Source organism: Mesonia sp. K4-1 (genome assembly GCF_008017825.1).
Lineage (GTDB): Bacteria > Bacteroidota > Bacteroidia > Flavobacteriales > Flavobacteriaceae > Mesonia.
This window is the reverse complement of the sequence record NZ_VRLS01000071.1, coordinates 1-24147: the sequence shown is the minus strand read 5'-3', so window position 1 is coordinate 24147 and position 24147 is coordinate 1. Positions and strand designations below refer to the sequence as shown.

At 34.7% G+C, this 24147-nt stretch carries 17 protein-coding genes and 1 pseudogene; 8 read left to right on the top strand and 10 right to left on the bottom strand.

What is annotated here, in order from left to right; translation table 11 throughout:
- Positions 1-6: 6 nt before the first annotated feature.
- Positions 7-414, top strand: coding sequence for a MauE/DoxX family redox-associated membrane protein (locus FT986_RS16340; RefSeq protein WP_370451174.1), 408 nt, complete (start codon positions 7-9; stop codon positions 412-414).
- Positions 415-499: 85 nt separating this feature from the next.
- Positions 500-772 carry a DUF6520 family protein gene (locus FT986_RS11645; protein ID WP_147865208.1) on the top strand — a complete coding sequence of 91 codons (273 nt, stop codon included), beginning with the start codon at positions 500-502 and terminating at the stop codon, positions 770-772.
- Between the two features lie 54 nt (positions 773-826).
- Here the strand turns inward: FT986_RS11645 and FT986_RS11640 are convergent, their stop codons facing one another.
- From FT986_RS11640 to FT986_RS11630, 3 genes are read right to left on the bottom strand one after another with little or no spacing between them, the layout of a single operon-like run.
- Positions 827-3682 carry a M16 family metallopeptidase gene (locus FT986_RS11640; protein ID WP_187248625.1) on the bottom strand — a complete coding sequence of 952 codons (2856 nt, stop codon included), beginning with the start codon at positions 3680-3682 and terminating at the stop codon, positions 827-829.
- Between the two features lie 16 nt (positions 3683-3698).
- Complete coding sequence (locus FT986_RS11635; protein WP_147865206.1) at positions 3699-5102, bottom strand: RagB/SusD family nutrient uptake outer membrane protein; 1404 nt, start codon at positions 5100-5102, stop codon at positions 3699-3701.
- A gap of 12 nt (positions 5103-5114) precedes the next feature.
- On the bottom strand, positions 5115-8093 hold the full coding sequence (locus FT986_RS11630; protein WP_147865205.1) for a SusC/RagA family TonB-linked outer membrane protein: 2979 nt from the start codon (positions 8091-8093) through the stop codon (positions 5115-5117).
- A gap of 971 nt (positions 8094-9064) precedes the next feature.
- On the opposite strand from FT986_RS11630, the gene FT986_RS11625 reads away from it, so the two are divergent.
- Positions 9065-9391: a helix-turn-helix domain-containing protein gene (locus tag FT986_RS11625; protein WP_255505954.1), complete on the top strand. Its 327-nt coding sequence runs from the start codon at positions 9065-9067 to the stop codon at positions 9389-9391.
- Positions 9392-9431: 40 nt separating this feature from the next.
- Here the strand turns inward: FT986_RS11625 and FT986_RS11620 are convergent, their stop codons facing one another.
- The 5 genes and pseudogenes from FT986_RS11620 to FT986_RS16335 all read right to left on the bottom strand — a co-directional run.
- Complete coding sequence (locus tag FT986_RS11620; protein ID WP_370451172.1) at positions 9432-10067, bottom strand: DUF5655 domain-containing protein; 636 nt, start codon at positions 10065-10067, stop codon at positions 9432-9434.
- A 310-nt stretch (positions 10068-10377) separates the two neighbouring features.
- A complete protein-coding gene (locus tag FT986_RS11615) occupies positions 10378-11586 on the bottom strand; it encodes a GIY-YIG nuclease family protein (RefSeq protein ID WP_147865204.1) in 1209 nt (402 codons plus the stop codon).
- Positions 11579-13639 (bottom strand): DEAD/DEAH box helicase, encoded by a 2061-nt coding sequence (locus FT986_RS11610; RefSeq protein ID WP_147865203.1) that lies wholly within the window; start codon positions 13637-13639, stop codon positions 11579-11581. The genes FT986_RS11615 and FT986_RS11610 overlap by 8 nt, the downstream gene beginning before the upstream one ends.
- Before the next feature lie 5 nt (positions 13640-13644).
- Entirely contained in the window at positions 13645-15873 is a 2229-nt protein-coding gene (locus FT986_RS11605) for a DNA methyltransferase (RefSeq protein ID WP_222706201.1), read from the bottom strand.
- Between the two features lie 51 nt (positions 15874-15924).
- Positions 15925-16389, bottom strand: a pseudogene (locus FT986_RS16335) (type IIL restriction-modification enzyme MmeI); the annotation flags it as partial.
- Positions 16390-16842: 453 nt separating this feature from the next.
- Here FT986_RS16335 and FT986_RS15980 point away from each other — a divergent pair.
- From FT986_RS15980 to FT986_RS11595, 3 genes are all read left to right on the top strand, one after another.
- On the top strand, positions 16843-16989 hold the full coding sequence (locus FT986_RS15980) for a hypothetical protein (RefSeq protein WP_187248624.1): 147 nt from the start codon (positions 16843-16845) through the stop codon (positions 16987-16989).
- A gap of 65 nt (positions 16990-17054) precedes the next feature.
- Complete coding sequence (locus FT986_RS11600) at positions 17055-17297, top strand: hypothetical protein (protein ID WP_147865202.1); 243 nt, start codon at positions 17055-17057, stop codon at positions 17295-17297.
- Positions 17298-17799: 502 nt separating this feature from the next.
- Complete coding sequence (locus tag FT986_RS11595) at positions 17800-19884, top strand: M48 family metallopeptidase (protein ID WP_147865201.1); 2085 nt, start codon at positions 17800-17802, stop codon at positions 19882-19884.
- 358 nt (positions 19885-20242) lie between these two features.
- Here the strand turns inward: FT986_RS11595 and FT986_RS11590 are convergent, their stop codons facing one another.
- The gene (locus tag FT986_RS11590; protein WP_111540384.1) at positions 20243-20419 is read right to left on the bottom strand and encodes a histone H1; all 177 of its coding nucleotides are present in this window, start codon (positions 20417-20419) and stop codon (positions 20243-20245) included.
- A 178-nt stretch (positions 20420-20597) separates the two neighbouring features.
- Here FT986_RS11590 and FT986_RS11585 point away from each other — a divergent pair, with 178 nt between their 5' ends.
- The gene (locus FT986_RS11585; protein WP_147865200.1) at positions 20598-21341 is read left to right on the top strand and encodes a DUF2971 domain-containing protein; all 744 of its coding nucleotides are present in this window, start codon (positions 20598-20600) and stop codon (positions 21339-21341) included.
- A gap of 171 nt (positions 21342-21512) precedes the next feature.
- On the opposite strand, the gene FT986_RS11580 is transcribed toward FT986_RS11585, so the two are convergent.
- Complete coding sequence (locus tag FT986_RS11580; protein ID WP_147865199.1) at positions 21513-23042, bottom strand: SulP family inorganic anion transporter; 1530 nt, start codon at positions 23040-23042, stop codon at positions 21513-21515.
- 371 nt (positions 23043-23413) lie between these two features.
- Between FT986_RS11580 and FT986_RS11575 the strand changes: the two genes are divergently transcribed.
- Positions 23414-24103 carry a hypothetical protein gene (locus FT986_RS11575; RefSeq protein ID WP_147865198.1) on the top strand — a complete coding sequence of 230 codons (690 nt, stop codon included), beginning with the start codon at positions 23414-23416 and terminating at the stop codon, positions 24101-24103.
- Positions 24104-24147: the final 44 nt, after the last annotated feature.

Sequence of the window (24147 nt, the reverse complement as noted above, 5' to 3'; positions counted from 1 at the left end):
AATAGCTTGGTTATCTTAATTTCTATCTTGGTTCTCTTATTTACGTATATAGGGATTAACCAATTGATTTTTAGAGAGGATTTTGAACTCAATTTATTGAATTCACCTCTTTTACCTATTCCCGAGACTGGAATCTTTCTATTGTCGTGGTTCATTCCAATATTGGAATTGCTAGCTATTTTCTTATTACTATGGTCTCGTACGTATCTCCTAGGATTATATCTGGGTATATTCCTATTCATTATGTATACATCTTACAGCTTGGGAATCCTTTATTTCGCATCTTATATTCCATGCTCGTGTGGAGGGATGCTAAAATTCCTTTCCTGGAAACAACAATTATGGGTAAGTCTAGGTGGTTTGATGATGGCAATTCTGACATTTTATTTTAACAAAACAGTAAAAAAAGTATAAAAATTTTTGTTGCGCAACAATACAGGAGTAAGCCGAAAACCTGTAGAAAAGAGTAGGCATAATAGAAACATTAAATTTATACATTATGAAAAATGTAAAGAAAGTGATGCCTATTATGGCATTCGTATTGGCCGTAGGTCTGGCATTTGCCAATAAAGCAGATGTACAAACCGCTGGTTGGATTGATTTGAACGGCGTTGCTACCCAAATTAACGGTGATCCTTGTACCCAAGGAAGCAATGACTGTAGAGTGTATTTTGCTGATAATCCTGGAATGTTTTATAACGTTTATGAAACACAGAATTTAGAAGTTATAAAAACCAGTACTTCACCAAACCCACATTTAATTGTTAAATAACTTTAAAAGCCCCGGGGGAAAACCCTCCGGGGTTCTTATTTTAAAAAATATTTATTATTCTACCTCAGGTTTATTTTTTAACATAAATAAAAAGTGATTATCTTTTGTTAAGTATTTTTGAGCAGTTTTGGCTAAATCATTTACTGTTAAAGATTGTACATAGGCTTCTATTTTATCAGCATTCACCCAAGGCTCATCATAACGATAATGGCGATATAAACGATCTAACATGGGCTGTGCTTTTCGCAGGTTTGAAGCATCATATTTTGCATTAAAATAGAAACGCTTCACATCTTCTAATACCGCCTGTTGTCCTTTTCCCATTTTTATATTTTCAATAATTTTATCGATATCTTTTAATACAAGTCCCACGTCTTCTTTACTGGTGGGTATATTGAGGATGGTATGGTTTCGTTTTAAAGTTCTATTCACCACACTTCCCGCTGTAGAAAAAAATACCCCTCGCTTATTTACATAGCGTATGCTCTGTAAATGAATCGCAATACTCAGTCCTATCACTTTTAATTTTATTTCATCCTGCCAAGCATATTTTCCTTGGTAAGAAGATACATAATCCCAACGTAGGCGAACATTTTCAATAGGTTGAATAGGATAAAATTCTTGGGTCAAGGGAGCCAAGTCCCATACATTATTGTCCATTTCCTTATTTGTTTTCTTGTCTGTTCGATCAGGAAAGTCATCCGGTAAATTTCCCAAGTACTGATTTAGTAAAGGAAGTAGTTGTTCTTGATCAAAAGTTCCTGTTAAGATAAATGTAAAGTTAGAAGCATTCCTAAAAACAGTCTCATAAACATTATATGCCCTCTCTAGTTCTACCTTTTTTACAGCCTTAATTCTTGACGTGCCTTTTAAGGAAGGGGTACTATCCTCTAATGTCTGCTGAATGTGATAATTAAAATCTACTTCCTCAATGCCATATGGCGGATTAAGGTAATTGTTCCTTTCTTTCTGAAGCCAGTCGTTAAAAGCAATTTTGTCTTTTCTAGGTTCGGCAAAATACAGATACAACAACTGCAATAAGCTTTCTAACTCCTTTAGGTTAGCTTCTCCTTTTACACCACTTTCCGCATAGTCTATATACGGGTATAAATTTACTGAAGGAAAATTTTCTTTCTTCAAAGCAGCCAATTCAAATTTATCCATATCCTTGACCCCAGCATTTTTAACAATTTCTGCAGCAAAAGTGGCATGGGGAATATTTTTAGGAGCAAAACTTCGTATTCCTTCCTTACTAAACCCATGCAGACTAATTTTATTATTTTCTGATTTCTCCTTCACTACATCCGTAGGTTTTAAAATAAGTTGCACTCCATTCTCCAAGCATACTTCGGTAACCCCTGTTATGGCGGCGGCTTTTATCTTATATTTTTTAGCACCCTGTGTTTCAAGTGGATGTGTGGGTAAGAGATTATTTAAAGAGGTCGATTCTTTTTCTAAACGGGTGTCTACCGCATTTGCCCTTCTTATCCATCTCCGCAGTTGTTTTTCAGTAAAATTCGTGTTCGTATTTTTAGGAGTAATAACGACCATATCATCGGGCATGGTGGAATGTTCTTTAAGATATGCATTCATCTCCTCTAGGCTTATACCTTTAAGAATTTGATTCAACAATTGATGTTTATCTCTGGGTAGTGCTTCTTGTCTCACAAAGTGGTTCTTCATCTCATACATCCAATACTCTGGTTGATGAACCTGAACCCGATTTAACGTTTGAAGGTAATTCGTTTTTAATGCAGACCATTCACTTTCCTTGGTTCCATATTGTTGTAGGGATTTTAAAATGCCCGCGGTAAATTGTACCCCTTCTTTTTCAAATTCATTTTCTACAGAAATATGAACCTCAGTTACTGGGAGGTTTTTATTTTTAATGCTATAAACATTATAGGGAGTATTGTAAGTATTTAAGGCTTTTCTAAGCCTTTCATCAAGCAAGTTATAATAAAGTTCTTTAAGTAGCATTCTCTTTATACCATAAGCCGACCTGTTTTCTGTATAAGCATCTTTATAGATCAGCTTAATTTGAGTTTTGTCTTTTAAATCTCCGGAGCTCGCATATTGTTTTTGAATGTTTATAAATTGATCAGGTTGTGCTAAATAGCCTGGGATGCAATCTTTTAAAGACCGGGGATTTTTGCTTTTCGGAATATCAGAAAATCTTTTCCTTATCTTTTCTTCTAAATCATCTACGTTCTTTATGTTTCCACTAATGAGGAGAACGGCTAAATCTGGCCGGTACCAATCTTTATAAAAACGAATGAGTTTATCTTTAGAAAAAGATTGAATATAATTTTCGTATTGATCAGGCGGTACGGGAGGAGTATAACAATCTAAAAATAGTTGATGCTCATAGCGTTTGTTACTATAGGTGTCTTTTGCCCCTCTATAAATATATTCTCCAAAAAAAGGAGCTCGTTCTCCATCAATATCTGCTTGCCGAAAAGGCAGTTGCCCCCCAATAATATCATAAAAAAATAAAAATCCATTTTCTAAGGCTTTTTCGTGATGAGAAGGCGGGTTAAACCAATATAGGGTTTGATCCCAGCCTGTTCTGGCATTCACATCTCCAGATTCCATATTTAATCCATCTAACAATTCGGGTGCATGTAAAGTATGAGAGAAATGCTGGGTTTTTACAAAAGGCATATGTTCTACATAATGGGCTATTTCATATTGATCAGGGTCTTGCTGACCAATTCCTGCATTTACCACTAATTGCATGTGTGTTTTAGCCGTTTCTTTTGGCAGGGGCTTTATATAATAAGTAAAGCCATTTTTTAATTTCCCATACCTAATTGAAGGATCTAAGTTTAAAGAATCGAGGCTTTGCGCTTGTAGGTTTCCCATAGAAACTATCCATAGCAATACTAAAGTTATCAATGAAATTTTCATAAAATGTTTTTGGGGTTTAATAGCCTTCATTTTGTGAAAGCTGGGGGTTTTTATTTCGTTCTTCTTGGGGTATAGGATACCACCAGTCGGTTGCTTGCCAGTCAGCTACTTCTTTTTCTTCTAATGGAACGGCATTCTCAAAACGTCGCAAGTCTAGCCAACGATGCCCCCACTCCCCAAACAGTTCCTTTCTGCGCTCTGCTAAAAGCAAATTTAAAAGTTCGTCTGGAGAAGGGTTAGGTTGCACCACCGCCAATAAAGGCGTGCCTGCCCGTTCTCTTATTTTATCCAAATCTTCTATAGCACCAGCGGTATTTCCCATACGAGCACGGGCTTCCGCTCTAATAAGGTATTGTTCTGCCAAGCGCATCACCATCGAGTATTCGGTAATTGCACCGCCCGAAGCATCATAAGAAACTTTATATTTATAAGCATAGTAGAGGTTTTCACCCTCCCCTTCAAAAAGGGCTATCCAATGGTTCCATCTTAAATCTTGAGGATCCTCCCATACCTCTATAAAATCGTTGGATAAAGCAACGGGGGTATTATCAGTGGCGTTCTGTATAAAAAGATTGCCTTCACGGGTATGGGTAAAATCTCCTCCCCATCCCAAGGGAGAAATTTGCCATATAGCTTCCCGGCTGTTGGCCAAAAATAAATCATCCAAATTCGGTAACAGCTCGTATAGGGAAGCCTGGCTAATTACTTGACTGCTCATCGCTGCTGCTTGCTGCCAATCTCCTACATACAGGTACACCCGTGCCATAAAGGCCATGGCAGCATACCGGTTGGGCCGGGTTCTCTCGCCTGTTGTATATGTTTCTGGTAATAATTCAATGGCATCATATAAATCTAGTACGATTTGATCATATACCGCCGCTTGGGCATCACGAGGGGCAACGGCGTTTTGCTGGTAGTCGGTTTGTAAGATAAGGGGCACCTCTCGGTACAAATTGGTCAAATAAAAGTAACTGAAGGCCCTCACAAATTTTGCCTCGCCTTCCAAATTTCGTTTTACATCCTCTGAGAGGTCGGGAGTATTTTCAATCCCTTCCAAAAGGGAGTTGACCATATAAATTACATTATAGGCTCCTGCCCATAAACTTAAATTAGAAGCATTATCTGCCGTAATATTATTTTGGCCAAACTCCCTAATCTCTTGCACATTGGTGGTCAGTTGAAAGTTATCTGCCGAAACACCAGACAAAAAAGTAACCGATTGAATACCGCCATTGGCAAAACTGGTGTTAAATAACTGGTTGTAGATGCCCTGCATAGCACTACGGGCGGTTTCATCGCTATGAAATACGGTTTCGCTAGTAATTTTATGATTGGGTAGCTCTACTTCTACAAAGTCTTCACAAGCAACACATAGCAGAAGCGTTCCGATGATCCATGGGTATATTTTAATATATTTCATTTTTATTATGTATTAAAAGTTCAACTGAAAGCCTCCCGTTACACTTTGTAAGGCAGGTAGGGAGATGCTCCCCGGCATTTGAGGATCTAATCCTATATAATCGGTTAAGGTAAAAAGGTTCTGGGCGTGCATAAATAATTTAAACTGTTTCAGTCCGATGGGCTCGATGAATTTCTTCGGGATTTCGTAGCCCAAACTCAAACTTTTTAAACGCACATAAGAAGCATCGGTAAGGGCGAACTCACTGTTAATGGCATTGTTATTTGCTAAAATAGCATCAATAGATTGGGAGGCCTGTTGTACAGGAGCCGTATCTCCCGGTTGTTGCCATACTTCTGCTTGTCCTGCGGGCATATTACCCATAAAACCTGGAGGCAGGGTATATATTTTATAACCGGTTTGCTTTACAAATTCAAACAAAAAACTCAGTGAAAAACCTTTATAATTGATTTGGTTTTGCAGCCCCCCATAAAATTCTCTTCCCGTAAAACGGGTCACCACCCGATCCTCCTGGTCATATATCCCATCTTGGTTCACATCTTCTACACTGTAAAATCCAGTTTCAGGATCTATACCTTCATAATTGTAAAGAAGGGCTACGCTTAAAGGTTGTCCTACTCGATAGGTATTTTGGTAAGAGGTTTCTTCTATACCTGGGAAAGCAATTAATTTATTTTTTGGCAGACTCAAATTAAAAGAGGTGCGCCAAGAAAAACCTTCTCCCTTTACATTAAGGGTAGAAAGTTCCACTTCCCATCCTTTATTTTCAACCGTAGCAGGTAAGTTGGCTTCAACCGTGGTAAAGCCAGTCATAGCGGGTAAGGGATAGCCTACCAATTGGTTAGAAGAACGGTTACGGTACCAACTGAGGTTAAGGTTCAACCGGTCTTTAAAAAAACCGAGTTCTATCGCTGCTTCCAGTTTTTTATTAGTCTCCCAAGAAAAATAAGGATTGGTCAATTGGGTAGGATATAAACCTCCCGCTCCAGGAGTGGCTTCGTAGGTATCTAAATAACGGTAATCGCCTATCTGATCATTTCCCGTAATACCATAACTTCCCCTTAGTTTTCCAAAGGAAAGAAAAGAGAGCTTATTTTTTATATCCTTTATATTTGAAAAGATCCATGCGGCCCCCACCGCTCCAAAATTGGCAAAACGATCATCAGAGCCAAAACGAGAAGAACCATCGCGCCTTGCCGTAAGGTTAAGAAAATACACCTGTTTCCAATTATAGCCCAACCGCGCAAATAGCGCATGGTACTTATAGTTAGAGGTTTCGTTGTTGTTCACCGCTACACTCTCGGCTGCAGCAAGGTTTCCAATAAGGTGCTGATCAGAATAGCCCGTACCCCGTATGTTTAATCGGGTATTTGTATTTTCTTGAAAGGTAGTTCCCACTAATCCGCTAAGGTGGTGTTCGCCCCAAGCTTTATCGTAAGTCAGTTGTGGTTCGGCTACCCAAGATTTTCGGGTAATATAGGAATGTTGGGAACGGTTAGCGATTTGTGCCCATAATGCAGGATCATACACTTGCTTGGGTTGCTGGGTATTTTCTTCACTGTTTAAGTGCGTGTAGCCCAAGTTTACCTTAAAACCTAAGGCTTCTGTAAAGCGATATTCCAAACCTACATTACCCACTAGATTATTCACTTCTGCCGTACTTTTTCCTTCCAGCACCGCTATAGGGTTTGTCCATGAAGAATTTTCCCAGTTTAAACTTCCGTCCTCGTTATAAAGCGCTGGCGCGTTGGGGGCCAATGAAAATGCAGAATTCACCAACGCATTACTGCTAAAGAGATCGTTGCTGTCGATACCGTAATTGGTATTAAAATGGAGCTTAAATTTTTGGTCTTTAGAACGGTGGTCCACACTAAGGTTAAAGGTTTTTTTCTCGTACGAAAAATCCCCCAGAAAGACCGTTCCCTGTTTTTGGTAAGAAGCGCCCAACCTGTAAGAGGTGGTTTCATTACCTCCTGAAACATTAAGGTTCATATGGTTGAGCTGGGCGGTCTTTCCAAAAAGTTCTTTTTGCCAATTGGTATAACGGTTTTGGTCCCATAACAAGAGATCTTTCGCATTCACCTCGGTAGGTTCTACCCCATCGTTTTCAAAAGCCTGACGACGTAACTGAAGGTAATCTTGGGTATGGAGCAGGTCTACAAAATCAGAAACCCTACTAATTCCGCTATAAAAACGCGCCGATACTTGAGTACCTTGGGAAGCTTTACCCGTTTTAGTGGTGATTAAAATCACGCCATTGGCTCCTCTTGACCCATAAATGGCTGTGGCATCGGCATCCTTAAGTACTTCAATACTTTTAATGTTAGAAAGGTTTAACGTATTAAGGGGGTCGGCACCTATATTGGACAACATCGGGTTTTGACTATAGAGCGGACTAGAATTAAGAGGCATGCCATCTACAATATACAGGGGCAAGTTTCCATTATTATTAAAACCATTACGTAAACTGTTTTGTCCTCTAATTTGTATAGTAGGCGCTGCACCTGGCACTCCCGTTTGCTGTACCACCTCTACCCCTGCCATACGCCCTTGCAAAGCTTCTAGCGGATTGGTTACGGGTTGCAGCTCGATTTCCTCGGCAGTAATTTTAGCAATATTTCCCGTGCGTTCACGGTCTTTTACTTGGTAATAGCCCGCATTGATTACCAGATCGCCCAGAGAGTTCTCGTTTTCTTGGAGCTGTATGTTAATTTGCGTCTGCTCCCCTACGGCTACTTTTTGCGGGGCGTAGCCCATATAGGTAAACACCAAGGTGTCTTGCGGTCTTGCCACCACTTGGTATTCCCCCTCAAAATTAGAGGTGGTCCCCCGCTGCGTACCTTGTATTTGAATGTTGACCCCCGGGATGGGGAGTTCTTGGGGACCGGTTATCTGTCCCTTGATGATTTGTTGGCAAAACCCGCTTAAGGGAAATACTCCTAATAAAAAAAGAGTTGCCCTTAACAGGTGCTGCCTGTAAGAAAATTTCATAAATTTGTTGTATTATTAGTTAATACGTTTTAGTTAATAATGGCCTTCTCCTGTACCGTGTAAAGTTTGGAGGGGGCTTTTTTGTTTTAATTTTTAGGGTTTAGTTGCTAGCATTTAGCATTCAACCTTTGCTGTCATGCTGAACCTGTATGTACGTCATGCTGAACTCGTTTCAGCATCTCATCCTGTTTATCGTCAGGCTGAGCTTGACTCAGCATCTCATCCTTTTCATTTCGAGCGGAGTCGAGAAATCTTATTATTACTTCGCTTTATATCATAAGCGTTCATTTATTACTTAGTTAATGTATTCTTTTTTGCATTGCCCAAAAAAGAATCAAAAAAGTCTAGGCTGATTTTAGCCTTCTTGATAACGATATAAAAGCTTTATCCTGCGTATAGCAATCGCTGCGCTAGGCTATACTCCTCTACCCAATGCTGCAGCTTTTACTTGTTTTACTACGAAAACTAAAAATAGGCCACGTTATACTATATTTTCAATATTTAAAATTAAATTCAGCATTTGATCTTTTCTAACGTCATGCTGAACTCGTTTCAGCATCTCATACAGTTTATCGTCATGCTGAGCTTGACTCAGTATCTCATCCTATTAAGTTTAACTCACCCTGTCTTTTCGAGCGCAGTCGAGAAATCTTTATTTTACATGTTGTTTTATTCCATAGGCATTTAGTTATTAAGTTGGACTTAATACAATTACGAAACTCTTAGAAAAGAAAAAAAGAAATGCTTTGAAAATGTAGAAGAGAAAAGCCAATTACAAAAAGGCGTGGAAACTCTCTATGTCTGACTTGAGGTACTGGTATACCTTGCACACAGATAAGAGAGCCCACGCCCGGGTCGTGAGCATCCTTGCTTATCCTCTCGCGTGCTAAAAATTACCAGTTTTCAAGTCGAGATTCAAAGCGAATGCTTCTAATATTTTACTTAAAGAAGTATCGCAAATTTAATAATATATGTCAAATATAATAAAAAAGATTAAATGTCATCAACTTGGATTACATTTCTTTTTGATTTTATATCAAAATTGCAGAATGGGAAGGCTAGATAAGGACGATATTATTTTAAATCAAAAAATTGCTCTAAGGTTGAGAAAACTTAGAGAAGAAATAGAACCTATTCAAGCAAAGTTTGCTAAAAAAAATCATATAGATAGACAAATTTTAAGCAGATGGGAAAACTCTAATAATAAAAGAGGTGTTTCAATACATACTATACGACGGTTTTGTAAATTGATTAATATATCTCTGACGGACTTTTTCGATGATGAATTATTTAGATAAGTAGAAATACTTATCAAGTTAATTTCTTCTACAAAATTAATTAGATTTTCTGCTTAACTAAACTCATTATATATTCTAAGTCTTTAGTGCTTTTGATGATGGTTTCATAATCACCATTACCCCGATGACCAGTATTTGATACATCTTTCATTATTCCTTTAGGGTCTTCAAGTTTTCCTATTGGAAGATTAATGAAAAGTTTTAGTCCCCTTTTAAGTATAACAATGTCTGATATGTTTTTATCTTTCTTAAAAGCTATATAGAGTTTTTTTGTTTCTACTTCTATATCATCTGCCAGGTTAAGTATTGCTTCTTTAAATGCTTCATATAATTCAATTACCTCATCTGATTTATTAGACAAATGATCTTCTTCGGTATAAACTTTTATTTCTTTGGTTACTGATTCTAGTTTTGAACTGGAATAAGTAATTGGTTTGATACTTTCAGTAGCTTTACTTTTCTTGATTTGATTAACGCTTATTAAATTATTCTCATAGCATTTGACTTCCCATAACCCAATGGCTATATCTTTAAAGTTAGTTACTGTTATTTGGTTCTCCGTAAAGCTTGTAGAAACAAAAACTACTCTGGTTTGACTCCAATCTACTTCAGAACGTTTTAAGTTAGCTTTTAAGGTTTCATTATATTCTACAATAAAATCCGGCTTTGTTTTCAAGCATTAGACTTAAATAAGCAAAACCTTGATCTACTACACTTATATTTTTGTTTCTTTTATATTCAATAATGACAAATGCCTTTCATTACGTGTCGTAAGCTAAGGTATCTATTCGCTTGTTTTTAAAAGAGAATTCTGATTTTACTAACTATAAATTCATCAACTCACTTAAATTAATTTCAAAAACCTGCTGAATTTCTTTTTCTAATTTGAAAGGTTTTTCTTTTAATATAATTATTAAAGTTTTAGATTTTAAGTTATATAAGTGCATTATTTTAATTTTGAGGTACTTAAGAATTACCTATCAATATTAATATTTAACTAAACCAGCTGATTTCACATCATAATAATAATCTTCAATTGTACCGTCTTTTATTTTTTCTACAACCTCATCTATTATAAAAATAGGTACTAGAAACCATTCTTTTGGATTTACAGGTTTTCCAAAACGGTCTTTAATATCAATATCTAGTTTTGCATTTTTAAAGAAAAATTGTATTAAACTTTCTAATTTATGACGTTTGATATTTGCTAATTTATACGTTGCAATTATTTCTACTTCTGCCATCAAAAAAGTAGGGTCGTTCTTTGCATTTACTATACGCTTATTAATATCATTACCTGTAACACCTATTTTATGAAATACTTCTCTATTTTCAATAATCAAAGGATTGTTAGAATTTGATCTTGCAACGTAAATCGTACCGCTTTCTAAATCACCACTTTCTAAATCATCTGAGAATAAAGGACCTAAACCCGGAGTTGTAACAAAACGACTTGTTTCATCTTTATACATCGCCCTAATTAGCGAACGTTGTAATAAATCATTTTCTGTACCGTTGTCGTAAATAACCCTTAGACGAGCATCTTCTTCACCGTTTGAAGCATTAAATATTTGACCTTTATTAGCTATATAGGCCATTTGACCTCTTATAATCACAAATAGTTTTTCTTGAATTAATGTTTTTGTAAAACCTGAATCTTTTCTAAATCGAATAGTTTTTCTAAATCCATTTTCTAATTCTTTTTTTGTTTTTTCGAATAATGGTTTAAATTCTTCAAAGTCTTCGCAAATGGTTCTATTTGCAAATTCTTCAACAGCTCTTTTTTCTGCTCTTGTTTTAACGTGCTTAAGATTAGTTATTGAATTTTCTTCTTCTTCAACTCCAAGAAGATTTAATAATTCATCATCATCAATATCACTTGGAATATCAATTGTATTTTTTATTTCTCCAGATAATATGTTCTGATTATCAAACTCTTTAAGCAAATCTACAAACTCTTGCTTCTCTTTAATTTTTTCTAATCTAACAGCATACAATCTTTCAAATATATCATTTTCTTCACCGTGAAGTGGTAGACGATTATGTTCATCAACAAATTTTTGAATTTCTTCAAAACCTGCAATAACACGCTCTTCTAAAGCCGTAAAAGTAGTTTTCTTTTTTTCTTCTAACTCTACACCTAAAGCTGCTAATAACTCATCGTCTTCTGCTGTAAATTTATCTTTTTTAGCCATTTTGTTCTTCTGATTTTTTTCTAGCTAAATATGCAATACCTTGCGCCATAAGTTTCTCATATGGGTCAGCAGATTTAATATCCGGCAATCTTCCCCTTTCATTCTTAAACATTAAAGCTCTTTTTGCTAGGTCTCGAGCTTTCTCTATGGACATATTGGGACTTCTAGCTGATATTACCTCTGCCATTGCTTTTAAACTTTTTTCAGTCATTGCTTTTGAAAGGATTGAGTATGCTTCACTAAAAGGATTTATGCTATCTATCCAGTCTACATCTAACTCTCTAACGTCCATTGCAAATTTTCTAATACCATCTATTAAAGCTGTATTGGTCTTTATATTTTCATTGCCCTCATTATTAATGGATTGTTTCGCCATTTGAGTTATATTAAGAGCCGCTATGGCGTGTTGTCTAATAGCCTCAATATCTTCATCATCTATATCTGGATACTTTTCTTTTATTATTTTACCTAATCGGACTTGTGTTAATTCTTGAGGTACTAATTCTTCATCGAATAAACCTCTACCAATTGTTTCTTTATCTTGTGCAAAAGCTGCAATTACCTCATTTAAATCTTCTTTACATATACGTTTAGCATCTTCACTTTCTGGCATCGCTAAACCTTTAATTTCAACTTGAAATTCGCCTTTTTCTTCATTCCAACCAACATTCTCCTTGTTAGGGTCATAACCGCCTTCACCATAATCATAGCCGTCTTGTTCTTTACTTTGGGGGTTTTTAGGCGTGAAATTGAATTTTGGTGCCAAAACTTGCTCCATTAACAAACTCGCTGAAATAGCTTTTAGCGTATCATTTACAGCATCGGTTACAGAATCTTCAGAAGCATCTACCTCTGCTATTAAATTAGTGAATCTTGCTTGAGTTTTATTTGGAGCATCACGTGTAGCACGACCTATAATTTGTACAATTTCTGTTAAGCTAGAACGATAACCAATAGTTAAAGCGTGTTCACACCAAATCCAATCAAAACCTTCTTTTGCCATACCTAACGCAATAATAATATCCACGTGGTCTCGATTCGTTTTAATTTCCGGCATTTTTAAAGCTGCTTGGACTAAAGAACGTTTTAATGGGTCGTCATCAACAAGGTTTGCCACCTTTATAATTCTACCTGATTTAGTTTTAATGAGATTAAAACCTGTTGTTTCTTCAATTCCCTCCCATTCACCTAACTCAAATAATATATCTTCTACTTCTTTAAGTTTAAATCTAGTACCACCAATACTTTCTCTCGAATTAACATTAGGTATATGAATGATTGTTTTTTCATCTGGATTTAAAACTTTTGTTAGGTCGTCTGTGTAAGCTCCACTATAAAAATAATAGCCAATATTTAAAGTTTTTAAATGCTCATAACCACTTAATTGCTCATAATATGTATATGTTACTGGTTCAAATTTTAATTCATCATCAGGCATTAAAACAGGATTAGCATCGCCTCTAAAATAAGATCCGGTCATTGCTACAATATGTACTTTATCTCTTTCTATAAAATCTTTAAGTTGAGAACCTAATACATTATTATCATTAGCACTAACGTGGTGAAACTCGTCTATTGCAATTAATCTATCATCAAAAATTTCAACACCAAAACGTTCTACTGCAAAGCGAAACGTAGCGTGAGTACATACTAAAACTTTATCTTGACTTTCTACAAATGCTTTTACTGAATTTACTTTACCACCATCTCCCCCTGGTGAATTACATAAATTCCATTTTGGTGTCACTTCCCAATCATAATAATACCCATATTTAGATAATGGCTCGTTATTAAAGCTAGAACCAATAGATTTTTCTGGAACTGCAATAATAGACTGTTTAATTCCTTGATTATTTAGCTTATCTAAAGCTATAAACATTAACGCTCTACTTTTACCAGATGCAGGTGGTGATTTAATTAATAAATACTGTTCACCACGTTTATTATATGCTAACTCTTGCATAGCACGCATCCCTAACTCGTTAGAAGTAACAGAACTACCGTTATTATTATAGTTTACTGTAATTGTAGGTATATTTTCTTCTTTACTCATTCTTATTATTTTTTGGAAGTCATTTTGGTATATAGTTCAAAAAGCTTTTCTAAACGCTCGGTATCATTTTTAAATTTACGACCAATATAAATACGTTCTAAAACTTCATCATTACGTTCGTGCGCTAACCTCAAATCTTTAGGCATTTTTTCAGGATTGTATAATTCCGCTATTGTTGCAGGAAAATGTCTTTCTCTTGCTATGAGTATTTCTTCTGCTGTGGCAGTTAAATCTTCTTTATTCTTTTTGGTTAACATTGGAATTGGAAAGGTGTTCCACCCTAATGTGTTTGAGTAAGAAAAACCCGTGCCAAGTCGAACACATACTTTACCTATCCACACCCAATGCAAACGAGATGCTATCAATGCCATATGCCACAAGGAAGAATCATATAATGCAAAATTTCTATCACCAATTATTGCTTTATTGTTCATATAATCGACTGGTAAAAATGGTCTATCTCCAGAACTAACTCTTGGTGTAACTATAACAGACTTTTTAGCCGCTCTTGGTGTTTTAAATTGATGAGATCTTACCGCAAGACTTTGAGCATATTTATCTTTACTACTTAAACGTGCTTTTCTTACTTTTTCAATTTGATTACTTAATCCTTGAATTTTTTCTGCTTCAACCAAGTCTTTATTATCAATCCAAATACAGTATCTAGTTTCACCGCGAATAAGTTCCTTAGAACCAAAAAATCGTTTAATAAATTTAGTTTTTTCTTTCTCTGTTAAAGATAAATTATCTAATTCAGTTGAAGTTAAAGTTAAATGACCACCATCATCAGCTTTATTACCGAAATCCATTTTACTCAACCCATTTATAGGCTTCATTGCTTTTTCGACTATAACTGATGGACCAGCTACCAAATAAGGGTTTATTTCAGGTACATATTTCTGAAATGTTTCCTCATTTTCATCAGACTGAAATAAAACACATTGTGAATTGGGTTTGTTAGATAAACCTACAATTATTACCATTACACCTGCATTATGGCTTGCGAGATTTTGCCATTTAAAGGAATTGTACGCAAAATTAATTTTATTGCCAGTTTTTAAAATTAAAGGCCATAAAAAAGGCACTTGTTGACCTTGACAAATTGAATCAGTCGAAACAAAGGCGAAAGCTGTATTTGTATTTTTTGAGTACAACGCAGCTTTCATAAACCAACCAGAGACATAATCTAAAATTTTAAAAGTCTTTGTGAAATTCTTAAAAACAGACTCCAAATCTCCTTTTTGTTCTTTCGATTGCCAAGTTGAACCCAAGTAAGGTGGATTACCACAGATATAAGTTTCACCACCTGCATTATCAAAATCAATTTGAGCTTGTTCTAATGGTGTTGAAAATAAATCATCACCTTGTAACTTAACACCTATACCTTCAGGTGGACAAACAGTAAACCAATTTAGTGTTAATGCATTGCCTTTAACAATCCAGTTTTCAGCATCTAACGGTAGAAATTCCGCAAGAGCAAGTCTTTGCCCTCTATACAACACATCACATTGGTACTCTGCAATAATTAAAGCTAAACGTGCAACCTCTGCCGAGAAACCTTTTAGCTCAATACCTCTAAAGTTTGTTAATGGTATTTCACTAGCTTTGTTAGTTTCACCTCGTTTTATGTTAATATCGTTTTCAATCTTACGCATATCCTTATACGCAATTACCAAGAAATTACCTGAACCGCAAGCAGGGTCAAATACTCGTATGCGTGCCATACGATTACGTAGATTGAGTAATTTACGCTTATTATCTCCTGCTTTTTCTAACTGTTCTCTTAAATCATCTAAAAACAAAGGATTTAAAACCTTTCGGATATTTGGAACAGATGTATAATGCATACCTAATGAACCACGTTCATCTTCATCTGCTACAGCTTGTATCATTGACCCAAATATATCTGGGTTAATTTGCTTCCAGTCTAAACTACCTACGTGTAATAAATAAGAACGTGCTATTTTAGTAAACTTCGGTACTTCTGTAGAGCCAGAAAACAATTCACCGTTTACGTAAGGAAACTTTTTACCCCAAACTTTGATATTTTCTTTTTCACGATTTTCGAGCTTTGTATCCATTGCTCTAAAAATCTCACTTATGACTTCGTGTGTGTTAGAAGCATCAGGGTCACTTATTTTTTGAATGGTATCCGTAAATAGATTATCGTCTTTAAAAATATCTGTATCCTCTGCAAAAAAGCAAAAAATTAATCTTGCTAAAAAGTGATTCATATCTGGACGACGTTCTATTGTTGCCCAATCTGGATTGTGTTGTAATAACTCTACATAAAGTTTATTTAAACGACTAGTCGCCTTAATATCAAATGCACTTTCGCGTATTTGTTTTACAGTCGTAATATTTGCAAGTGAAAGAAAAAAGCCGAAATAGTTATGAAAGTCTTTGTACTCACAAGCAACAGTTTCTCCAGTAATTATATTTTCGGCTTCGAAATCTATACCGTCCGTCGCTAAAATAAACTCTGCTTAGTTTTTTCTAGTGGAAGGACTATCCCGTATTACTTCTAATGATTCGCTTACTCTTCCTTTTTCACTTGGAAGAATATGGATATTATTACGCTGCAAAATTGCTCCCTTAACATCTGTTTTATTTGAAGTACCACTACGCAACTTTTTAATAGTCGTGCTTTTATTACCAAAAGCCTCTAAAAAAGAAAAAGGAAATTCCTCTGCTTCAAAAGGTTGTAAAGCAAGTTCTGATACTGCTTCTTCTATTTCTACTGCGTTCATTAATTACTATTTTATGAAATCAATAATTTTTTAGGGTTAACTTAATATTTGATTGTTTTACAAAACATTTTGTGCTGTACTTGTCATTTAATGATTTTATATGATTTACTCCAAGCTAAGGAACTGTTTATGAATTGAACTTATTTGAAATCTTTCTGACCTTAAAACGAGTATAGTTTTTTTTCTTAATAAAAGTCTAAATATAGGAAATGTCTAGGGTTATGTGGTACATTCTCATTGGATTTTGGGTAGGTTTTTGTAAAATACACGACAAAAAATTGTAAACCCTTTTATATCGAGGAAGAAATAAAATGCGTTTACCTAACGCTGCAAGGTTTTCAAAACCTTGTAGGATTGATAAAATCAATAGAAGTATAAATTTTTATTCGGGTGTAAGCAATTTTGATTTAAAATTCTTATATTTAAGGAGTTATATAATTTAAAAATTAAATCATGGCAGTAGAACACACACCTACAGGAATAGTACATCAAGGAACAAAAGGAGGCACCACGGGTTGCGGCACCAATACTAAAGATGAAGCTACTCATTGGATAAATACCAGTAAAAAGGTTACTTGCAATAAGAATGGATGTAATTAAAACAAATATAGGATCATAATGACACTAACTACCAAATCCAAGCTCTTAGATAAGAGCTTGGATTTGTGATGAATAATATAAAAGACGAAGCCTCTGGCATTACTTTATTCCTCAACTTGCACCGGGAGTTTGACCAGAGTTTAATTACTATTAATAAAGTTTTTATAGGCGGGTTTCTCTTATCCTTCAATAAAATACTACTTATCAATCAATTTGAAGGGGTAAACATAAGGCTCCCCGAAAATTATGCCCACTACCCTTCCCAGCAAGCTTTAGCTTGGCACAACAAAGAGGTATTTTTATTATAAAAATGATAAAAATTTTACTTGCGCCTTAATCCTCTTCTCGTTGGTTCTTTCTTATTTATAAAGTAAATTGAGACACTTTAAATTGAAAAGCTGCTTCAATCATAAAATATACTGGTTCCCTCAATTAAAAAAGGGCAACAGAATTCGAAGGTATTTTATAGGGTATAAATAAGGTGTGACATGAAGATAGACCCCCTCAATGCTGCAGTCTAATAAATATCGCTAAATAGTTTAAGTGGTTTCTTATAATGAACGAGTAATGAGGCAAGGTTTCTTAACCCTTGTTATTTATAAGAAAGTGATAAAATTAAAAATTTCGTTGGGAACTCTTATTCATTTGAATGCTATGACAAGAGGTACACTAAATAAAAAAAGACTAAAATGTTGTTTTAGAGAAAATTCTTCGAAACTTTTTTATCTTCATCCCGTAAAGCAAAATACCATCAAAACCTCTATACGCCTATTCAAAATTAATTAGCGTGAAAAACTATCCCTAGAGACCATGAGAGAAATTAAAGTTTCCCCTGAGTTTAAAACTCAAACCGCCAAAGCAATAACTTCTATAGGCCTATTTTTATTGGTTTATATTTTAATGTTAAGCTTGGCAGTGGGTTTAACCCTTTTATGTATTTATGGTGCTGGAATGCTAATTGAAGCTTTCCCTAAATTTATTACCCTAGCTTTAGGCATAGGGCTTATAAGTTTAGGAGTGTTGGTTTTATTTTTTCTTCTTAAATTCATATTTAAATCGCACAAAGTAGATCGCTCCCACCTCACTGAAATTAAAATTACAGATGAGCCACAGCTTTTTAAGCTTATAGACGAGATTGTAATCAAAGTAGGCACAAGCTTTCCTAAAAAAGTTTATTTATCTAACGATGTAAATGCAGCAGTATTTTACAATTCTAGCTTTTGGAGTATGTTCTTTCCAATAAAAAAGAATCTTCAAATAGGTTTAGGGCTGGTAAATACGGTTTCAGAATCTGAACTCACCGCTATTTTAAGCCACGAGTTTGGTCATTTTTCCCAGAAAACAATGAAAGTGGGGAGCTATGTGTATTATGTGAATCAAGTCATTTACAATCTTTTATATGACAACGAATCTTATGACAACTTGATTCAAAAATGGGCTAACGCCAGTGGTTATTTTTCATTCTTTGGAATTATTGCCATTAAAATTATTGAAGGTATAAAGTGGGTGCTTAAACAAATGTATGAGGTTGTCAATAAAAGTTATTTGGCTTTATCTAGAGAGATGGAATTTCATGCCGATGAGATCGCTGCAAATGTAACAGGATACGAACCCTTAAAAAGTTCTTTACTCCGGTTGTCGTTAGCAGATCATTCTTTTGGAAGTGTTTTATCATTTTATGAAAAGAAAGTTTCTAGTCATATAAAGGCAGAAAATATCTTTAAAGATCAAATTTTTGCATTAAATTTTCTTGCCAAAGAGAGTGACCTAAGCATTAAACATCATTTTCCTCAAGTATCTGTACACGAATTAAATAAATTCAATAAATCGAAACTGGTGATTAAAGACCAGTGGGCTTCACACCCAAGTACGGAAGACCGAATAACCATGTTGGAAAAAACAGGATTAACAGCAAAGCGTATTAATAACCAACCTGCCAACTTATTATTTAGCGATATTGAAAAAACACAAATAGAGTTTACCGATAAAATGTTTAAGGAGGTTGTATACGAAGGAGAGGTCTCCACTATGACAGAAGAAGCATTTCAGCAAGAATTTAAAAACGAGTTTTTAGAAAATTCTTTTCCTAGCCTGTATAATGATTACTATGACAATAAAAACCCACTACTTTTTGATCTACAAAAAATTGACAATGATGTAAAAAACATCCAACTAGCTGACCTATTTTCTGAAGACAAAATCGATATGGTGTATAGTTCTATAGCACTAGAGAATGATATAGAAACCATTAAACAAATTTCAGATAAAAAAATTAAACTTAAAACATTTGACTATGATGGTGTAAAGTATAGTCAAATAAATAGCAAGGAACTTCTTCGAAAACTAAAAATAGAACAGGAAGAGCTTAACGAACAAATAAGACATAACGACATCAAAATTTTTATGTTTTTTAAGGCCTGTGAAAAGGAAAGCAAAAGTGAGCATCAATTGGAAGGTTTATACACAGAGTTTTTTGATTATGATAAAAATTTTGATTCTAATTATGAAGTTTACAGCACGCTTTCTGATGCACTACAGTTTATTAATTATACCACTCCCCTAGAGCAAATTGAATCTAATTTAATTGGTGTTAAGAAAATTGAAAGACAGTTAAAAAGTGAAATCCATATCTTATTGGAAAGCAACCTATATCAAGCAGGAATGAGTAAGGAGGTAAAAGATAATTTTGATTTATATCTTTCCAGAGATTGGAAGTATTTTGGTAATGAAAAGTATTATGAGGATCATTTAGAAATACTCTTTACGGCAATGAGTAATTACGCATTTCTATTATCCCGAAGGTATTTTTTGCTAAAAAAGCATTTATTGAATTATCAAGCGCAGCTGATTCAAAACACATCCATTAATCAACACGTTCAAAATCCAGCATTCTAAAAACCACGCCCACTACCTCCTCCTCTACAAGAAGTACCTGTTTTATAATAAAGGGATGGTTTTAACTACAAAAGAAAATAGCTTTTCAAAAAGTTTTAAGACCGGCTTTATTTTAAAATATCACCTACTCTAGCCTAGTGTAATTCCCTTTCAGTAGATATCCAAATTAGTTCTATTCCACTATGCTCCCACTATATAGTGGAATATTGTAGTTAGGAGGTATGAGCACTGTGGACTTAGTGTAGATTGGATGGGGCTTATCTAGGGGGTTAACAAAAGAAAAAGATGAACATTTGGTATATATTCATCTTTTAAAAGGTTTTAAAAACTAGTCAAGAATACGACTATTATGGATTTATTACTTTTTTGATTCTGCTACAGAAACTTTACGGAATTCTTTTAAAAGTTTTTCTAGAGCTAAAGAAGATTTTCTTGCTCTAGTACCTGCTGCTTTATTACCACTTTCTAATTGTGCATTGGCATCGCTCTCAAAAGATTCGTAAGTGCTTTTAATGTTTTCAATCAATTCTTTCATAATTATTGCTTTTAATTTTAGCTAAAATATAATTATTCCTGATAATTTTTTATTCCGTGCTTCATTTAATTATTGAAAACAATAAACAATACAAAAAAGTGTTGTTATCCGGCAAAATATAGTTATAAACGACTATATTTGAGTTGATATAACCAGTTGGCATTAATTAAAACGCACCTTGGAGAAAAACTTCATAAATTTTAGTGAGAAAGAAAAAGATGAACCAATCTACAGAATTGTTTCCATAGAAACGTTGTATAAACTGATTGGCTATGGACAAAATTTTTTATCCAGTCCTAAAATTTGGGATGACCCATTCGAAAAATCCATTGCAGGTTTAATTGAAGATTGGAGAGAACCAGATGAAGCTAGAGTTGGATTTAAGTCTTATTTCTATGGACAATGTTGGTCTAGAACAAGAGAAAGCGATGCTATGTGGAGAATTTATTCTAGAAATAAAAATGGTGCAAGAATTAAAACAACGCCAAGGAAATTGCTGAATTCAATATATTCAAAAACTCATACAGATATAAGAGATGGTTGTTGCTATATCGGAAAAGTAAGTTATCTGAATACACCACAATTAAAAGAACATTTAGAAAAAAATTTAGCAATGTGGATTTTAGGATATGTCAATGACAGAATCCCACAAAGTTTCCTTTTCAAAAGACCAGCATTTCGCCACGAAAATGAGGTTCGATTAATATACAATTCATTTATGGATACTCATAAATATGATTTAAGGAACTTTTACTATTTAATTAGACCAATGGACTTAATCGAAGATATAGTTTTTGACCCAAGAATCGAATATGAGGAGTTTAAGAAACATAAGAAATTTTTAATTGAAAAAGGATTTAAAAAGAGAATAGTGAAGTCGAAACTCTATAGTATTCCCGAATTGAATATTAAAAGATTATAAAAAATAACTAATGCCAACACCGTGTATAATTCATTGCTAGTACTAGCCTACTTACGAAAATCCTCGCGGATTTTCTATTCGGTTTGTATTTACTAAATTAGTTGCTGAAACACGCAACGAAATCATACACAAACACGTTACCCACAAGCTGAAAAAAACGACCAGCATCTATTAAACCTTATCGACTACAACTTTGTAATTCGGGTCTTCTATGACATTGACATCAATGATTTTATCGGCATTTTGAAGTAACTTTTGACAGTCAGCACTCAAATGGCGTAAATGGACTTTCTTGCCGACTTTTAAATAGCGTTCTGTAATTTTATTAAGAGCTTCTATTGCCGACATATCGACTACCCGACTTTCTTTAAAATCAATAATAACTTCATCAGGGTCGTTTAGAATATCAAACTTTTCATTAAAAGCAGTTACAGAACCAAAAAATAATGGACCGTAAATTTCATAATGCTTAATTCCTTGTTCATCAACTGACTTTCTTGCTCGAATACGTTTTGCATTATCCCAAGCAAATACTAAAGCTGCTATAATTACTCCGACAATAACTGCTAAAGCCAAATTGTGCAGAACGACCGTAACAAGAGTAACAACAACCATAACGAAAATGTCAGACTTTGGCATTTTATTAAAGGTTTTTAAACTTGCCCACTCAAATGTTCCAATTGCGACCATTATCATCAAACCTGTAAGAGCAGCCATTGGTAATTGCTCAATCAAGCCAGCACCAAACATTACAAATGCTAAAAGTGCCACAGCAGCAACAATTCCAGACAATCTCGCTCTAGCACCATTAGAAATATTAATAAGACTTTGACCTAGCATAGCACAACCACCCATTCCCGAGAAAACACCCGATAAAATATTTGCAGCACCTTGAGCAACGGCTTCTTTGTTCCCTCTTCCACGAGTTTCTGTAATTTCATCAATAATATTTAGCGTTAACAAACTCTCAATTAAGCCGACACCAGCCATAATTGCTGCATAAGGAAAAATCAACGCCAAAGTTTCAAAATTGAAAGGAACACTTGGAATATGGAATGGTGGAAAACCACCTTGAATAGACGCAATGTCGCCAACTGTTTTCGTATCAATTCCAAAACCGACCACAATTCCAAAAACAGCCAAAATAGCAACTAATGAAGCAGGAATAACTTTAGTAAGTTTTGGCAACCCCCAAATAATGAGCATTGTTAACAAGACTAGCCCCAAAATAATGTACAAAGACTGACCAGTGAGCCAATTTCCAGTTGAATCTTTAAATTGGTCGAGTTGCGACATAAAAATGATGACTGCTAATCCATTAACAAATCCGAAAATTACAGGATGTGGCACTAATCGCATCAATTTTCCTAACCTTAAGAATCCAGCTAACATTTGAATAATACCCGCCAAAACAACTGTGGCAAAAATATATTCAGGACCGTGAGAAATTGCCAAAGCGACAATGACAACAGCAACTGCACCAGTAGCACCTGATATCATTCCAGGTCGACCACCTAAAATAGATGTAACCAAACCTACTACAAATGCTGCATAAAGACCTGTCAATGGAGACAAGCCCGCAATTAAGGCAAAAGCTACAGCTTCAGGTATAAGAGCTAGAGCAACTGTAAGACCCGATAAGACTTCTGTTTTATAATCTACTTTTTGTTTAAAATCGAATAAGTTTAAATATTTTTTCATATGTATTCTGTTACAAATGGCAACCCATTTGTTTATGTATTTGTATTAAAATTGACTATTGAGACTGTTCTAAAGAGAACAAGGAATTAATTGGGTACAGCGATTCAGGGCGGAGTTACCGCAGGCAGGAGAAAATTATATGCTATATTTGTACTCGTCATTTTTTGAAGTTGCAAAAGTAATAAAAAATCTGACTTAAAAAAATAAAAAAAGCCAGTGGGTAACAATGTATATAAAAAATAGGCGAAACAGTAATAAAACCAAGGCTTTTGGCTCGTATCAAAGTTTGTGCTTAACCGAAAGTTTTGTGCTTCGAAATCGCCTACTTTTCATATACTAACCGTTGTGGCACATTTAAAAAACATCGAGATTTGATTAAAATATTTCAGAAATCATTAAAAAAAGAGATTGCCGAATTGAGCAATGACATTCTGAATTCCGTTTGGTCGAATAGAATTGAACAATCAAATATTGAAAGTCTCGGAATTAAAAATGGAAAACAAATCATTGCGGAATATTTAAAAAATCGAGAATTCGGAATTGCTTATGAACATCTTGCATACATTACAACTGAATGCGAAATGGAATTAAGTGTTGAGCAGAAAAACAGAATGGATAAAATTGCGGATAGAATGAATATGAAGCCGATTAAGTTACTAACAAATGAAAAAGGAACTGACTTTCTATTTGGTTGCAAAAACCTCTATTTAGCATCAATTCATCCTTTTGACTTTGATAAAAGAAACCTGAATGAATACAAACAAATAGTTGAATTAGGAAAAGAACTTTTGGCGCAAAGAGGAATCCAAAACTTTTTAGGGTATTTAATGGAATCTCAATATCGAGTATCGGTTTGGGCATCAATGATTGCAATAGAATATGGAAACCCAAAACAAGATGAAATACTAAGTTTGAGCGGAACGAAAACAATAATTGATTGTTGTTTGGAATGTATAATGCAAAACGAAATTAATTCCTTATCAGCTGAAATAATTGAAAACAAGAAAAACTGGTTAAATAAAAACGTGCCACAACAAAGTACTGTGGTAAAAAACAAGTAAAAACTCACTAATTTTTAGCCAACGTACTTCTGTAAGAATCATCA

Coding starts and splice junctions, on each gene's coding strand:
- FT986_RS11595 (WP_147865201.1), top strand. CDS start 17,800: ATGAGAGAAATTAAAGTTTCCCCTGAGTTTAAAACTCAAACCGCCAAA.
- FT986_RS11610 (WP_147865203.1), bottom strand. CDS start 13,639: ATGAGTAAAGAAGAAAATATACCTACAATTACAGTAAACTATAATAAT.
- FT986_RS11605 (WP_222706201.1), bottom strand. CDS start 15,873: ATGAATCACTTTTTAGCAAGATTAATTTTTTGCTTTTTTGCAGAGGAT.
- FT986_RS15980 (WP_187248624.1), top strand. CDS start 16,843: ATGGCAGTAGAACACACACCTACAGGAATAGTACATCAAGGAACAAAA.
- FT986_RS11645 (WP_147865208.1), top strand. CDS start 500: ATGAAAAATGTAAAGAAAGTGATGCCTATTATGGCATTCGTATTGGCC.
- FT986_RS11615 (WP_147865204.1), bottom strand. CDS start 11,586: ATGGCTAAAAAAGATAAATTTACAGCAGAAGACGATGAGTTATTAGCA.
- FT986_RS11635 (WP_147865206.1), bottom strand. CDS start 5,102: ATGAAATATATTAAAATATACCCATGGATCATCGGAACGCTTCTGCTA.
- FT986_RS11625 (WP_255505954.1), top strand. CDS start 9,065: ATGTCAAATATAATAAAAAAGATTAAATGTCATCAACTTGGATTACAT.
- FT986_RS11630 (WP_147865205.1), bottom strand. CDS start 8,093: ATGAAATTTTCTTACAGGCAGCACCTGTTAAGGGCAACTCTTTTTTTA.
- FT986_RS11590 (WP_111540384.1), bottom strand. CDS start 20,419: ATGAAAGAATTGATTGAAAACATTAAAAGCACTTACGAATCTTTTGAG.
- FT986_RS11640 (WP_187248625.1), bottom strand. CDS start 3,682: ATGAAAATTTCATTGATAACTTTAGTATTGCTATGGATAGTTTCTATG.
- FT986_RS11580 (WP_147865199.1), bottom strand. CDS start 23,042: ATGAAAAAATATTTAAACTTATTCGATTTTAAACAAAAAGTAGATTAT.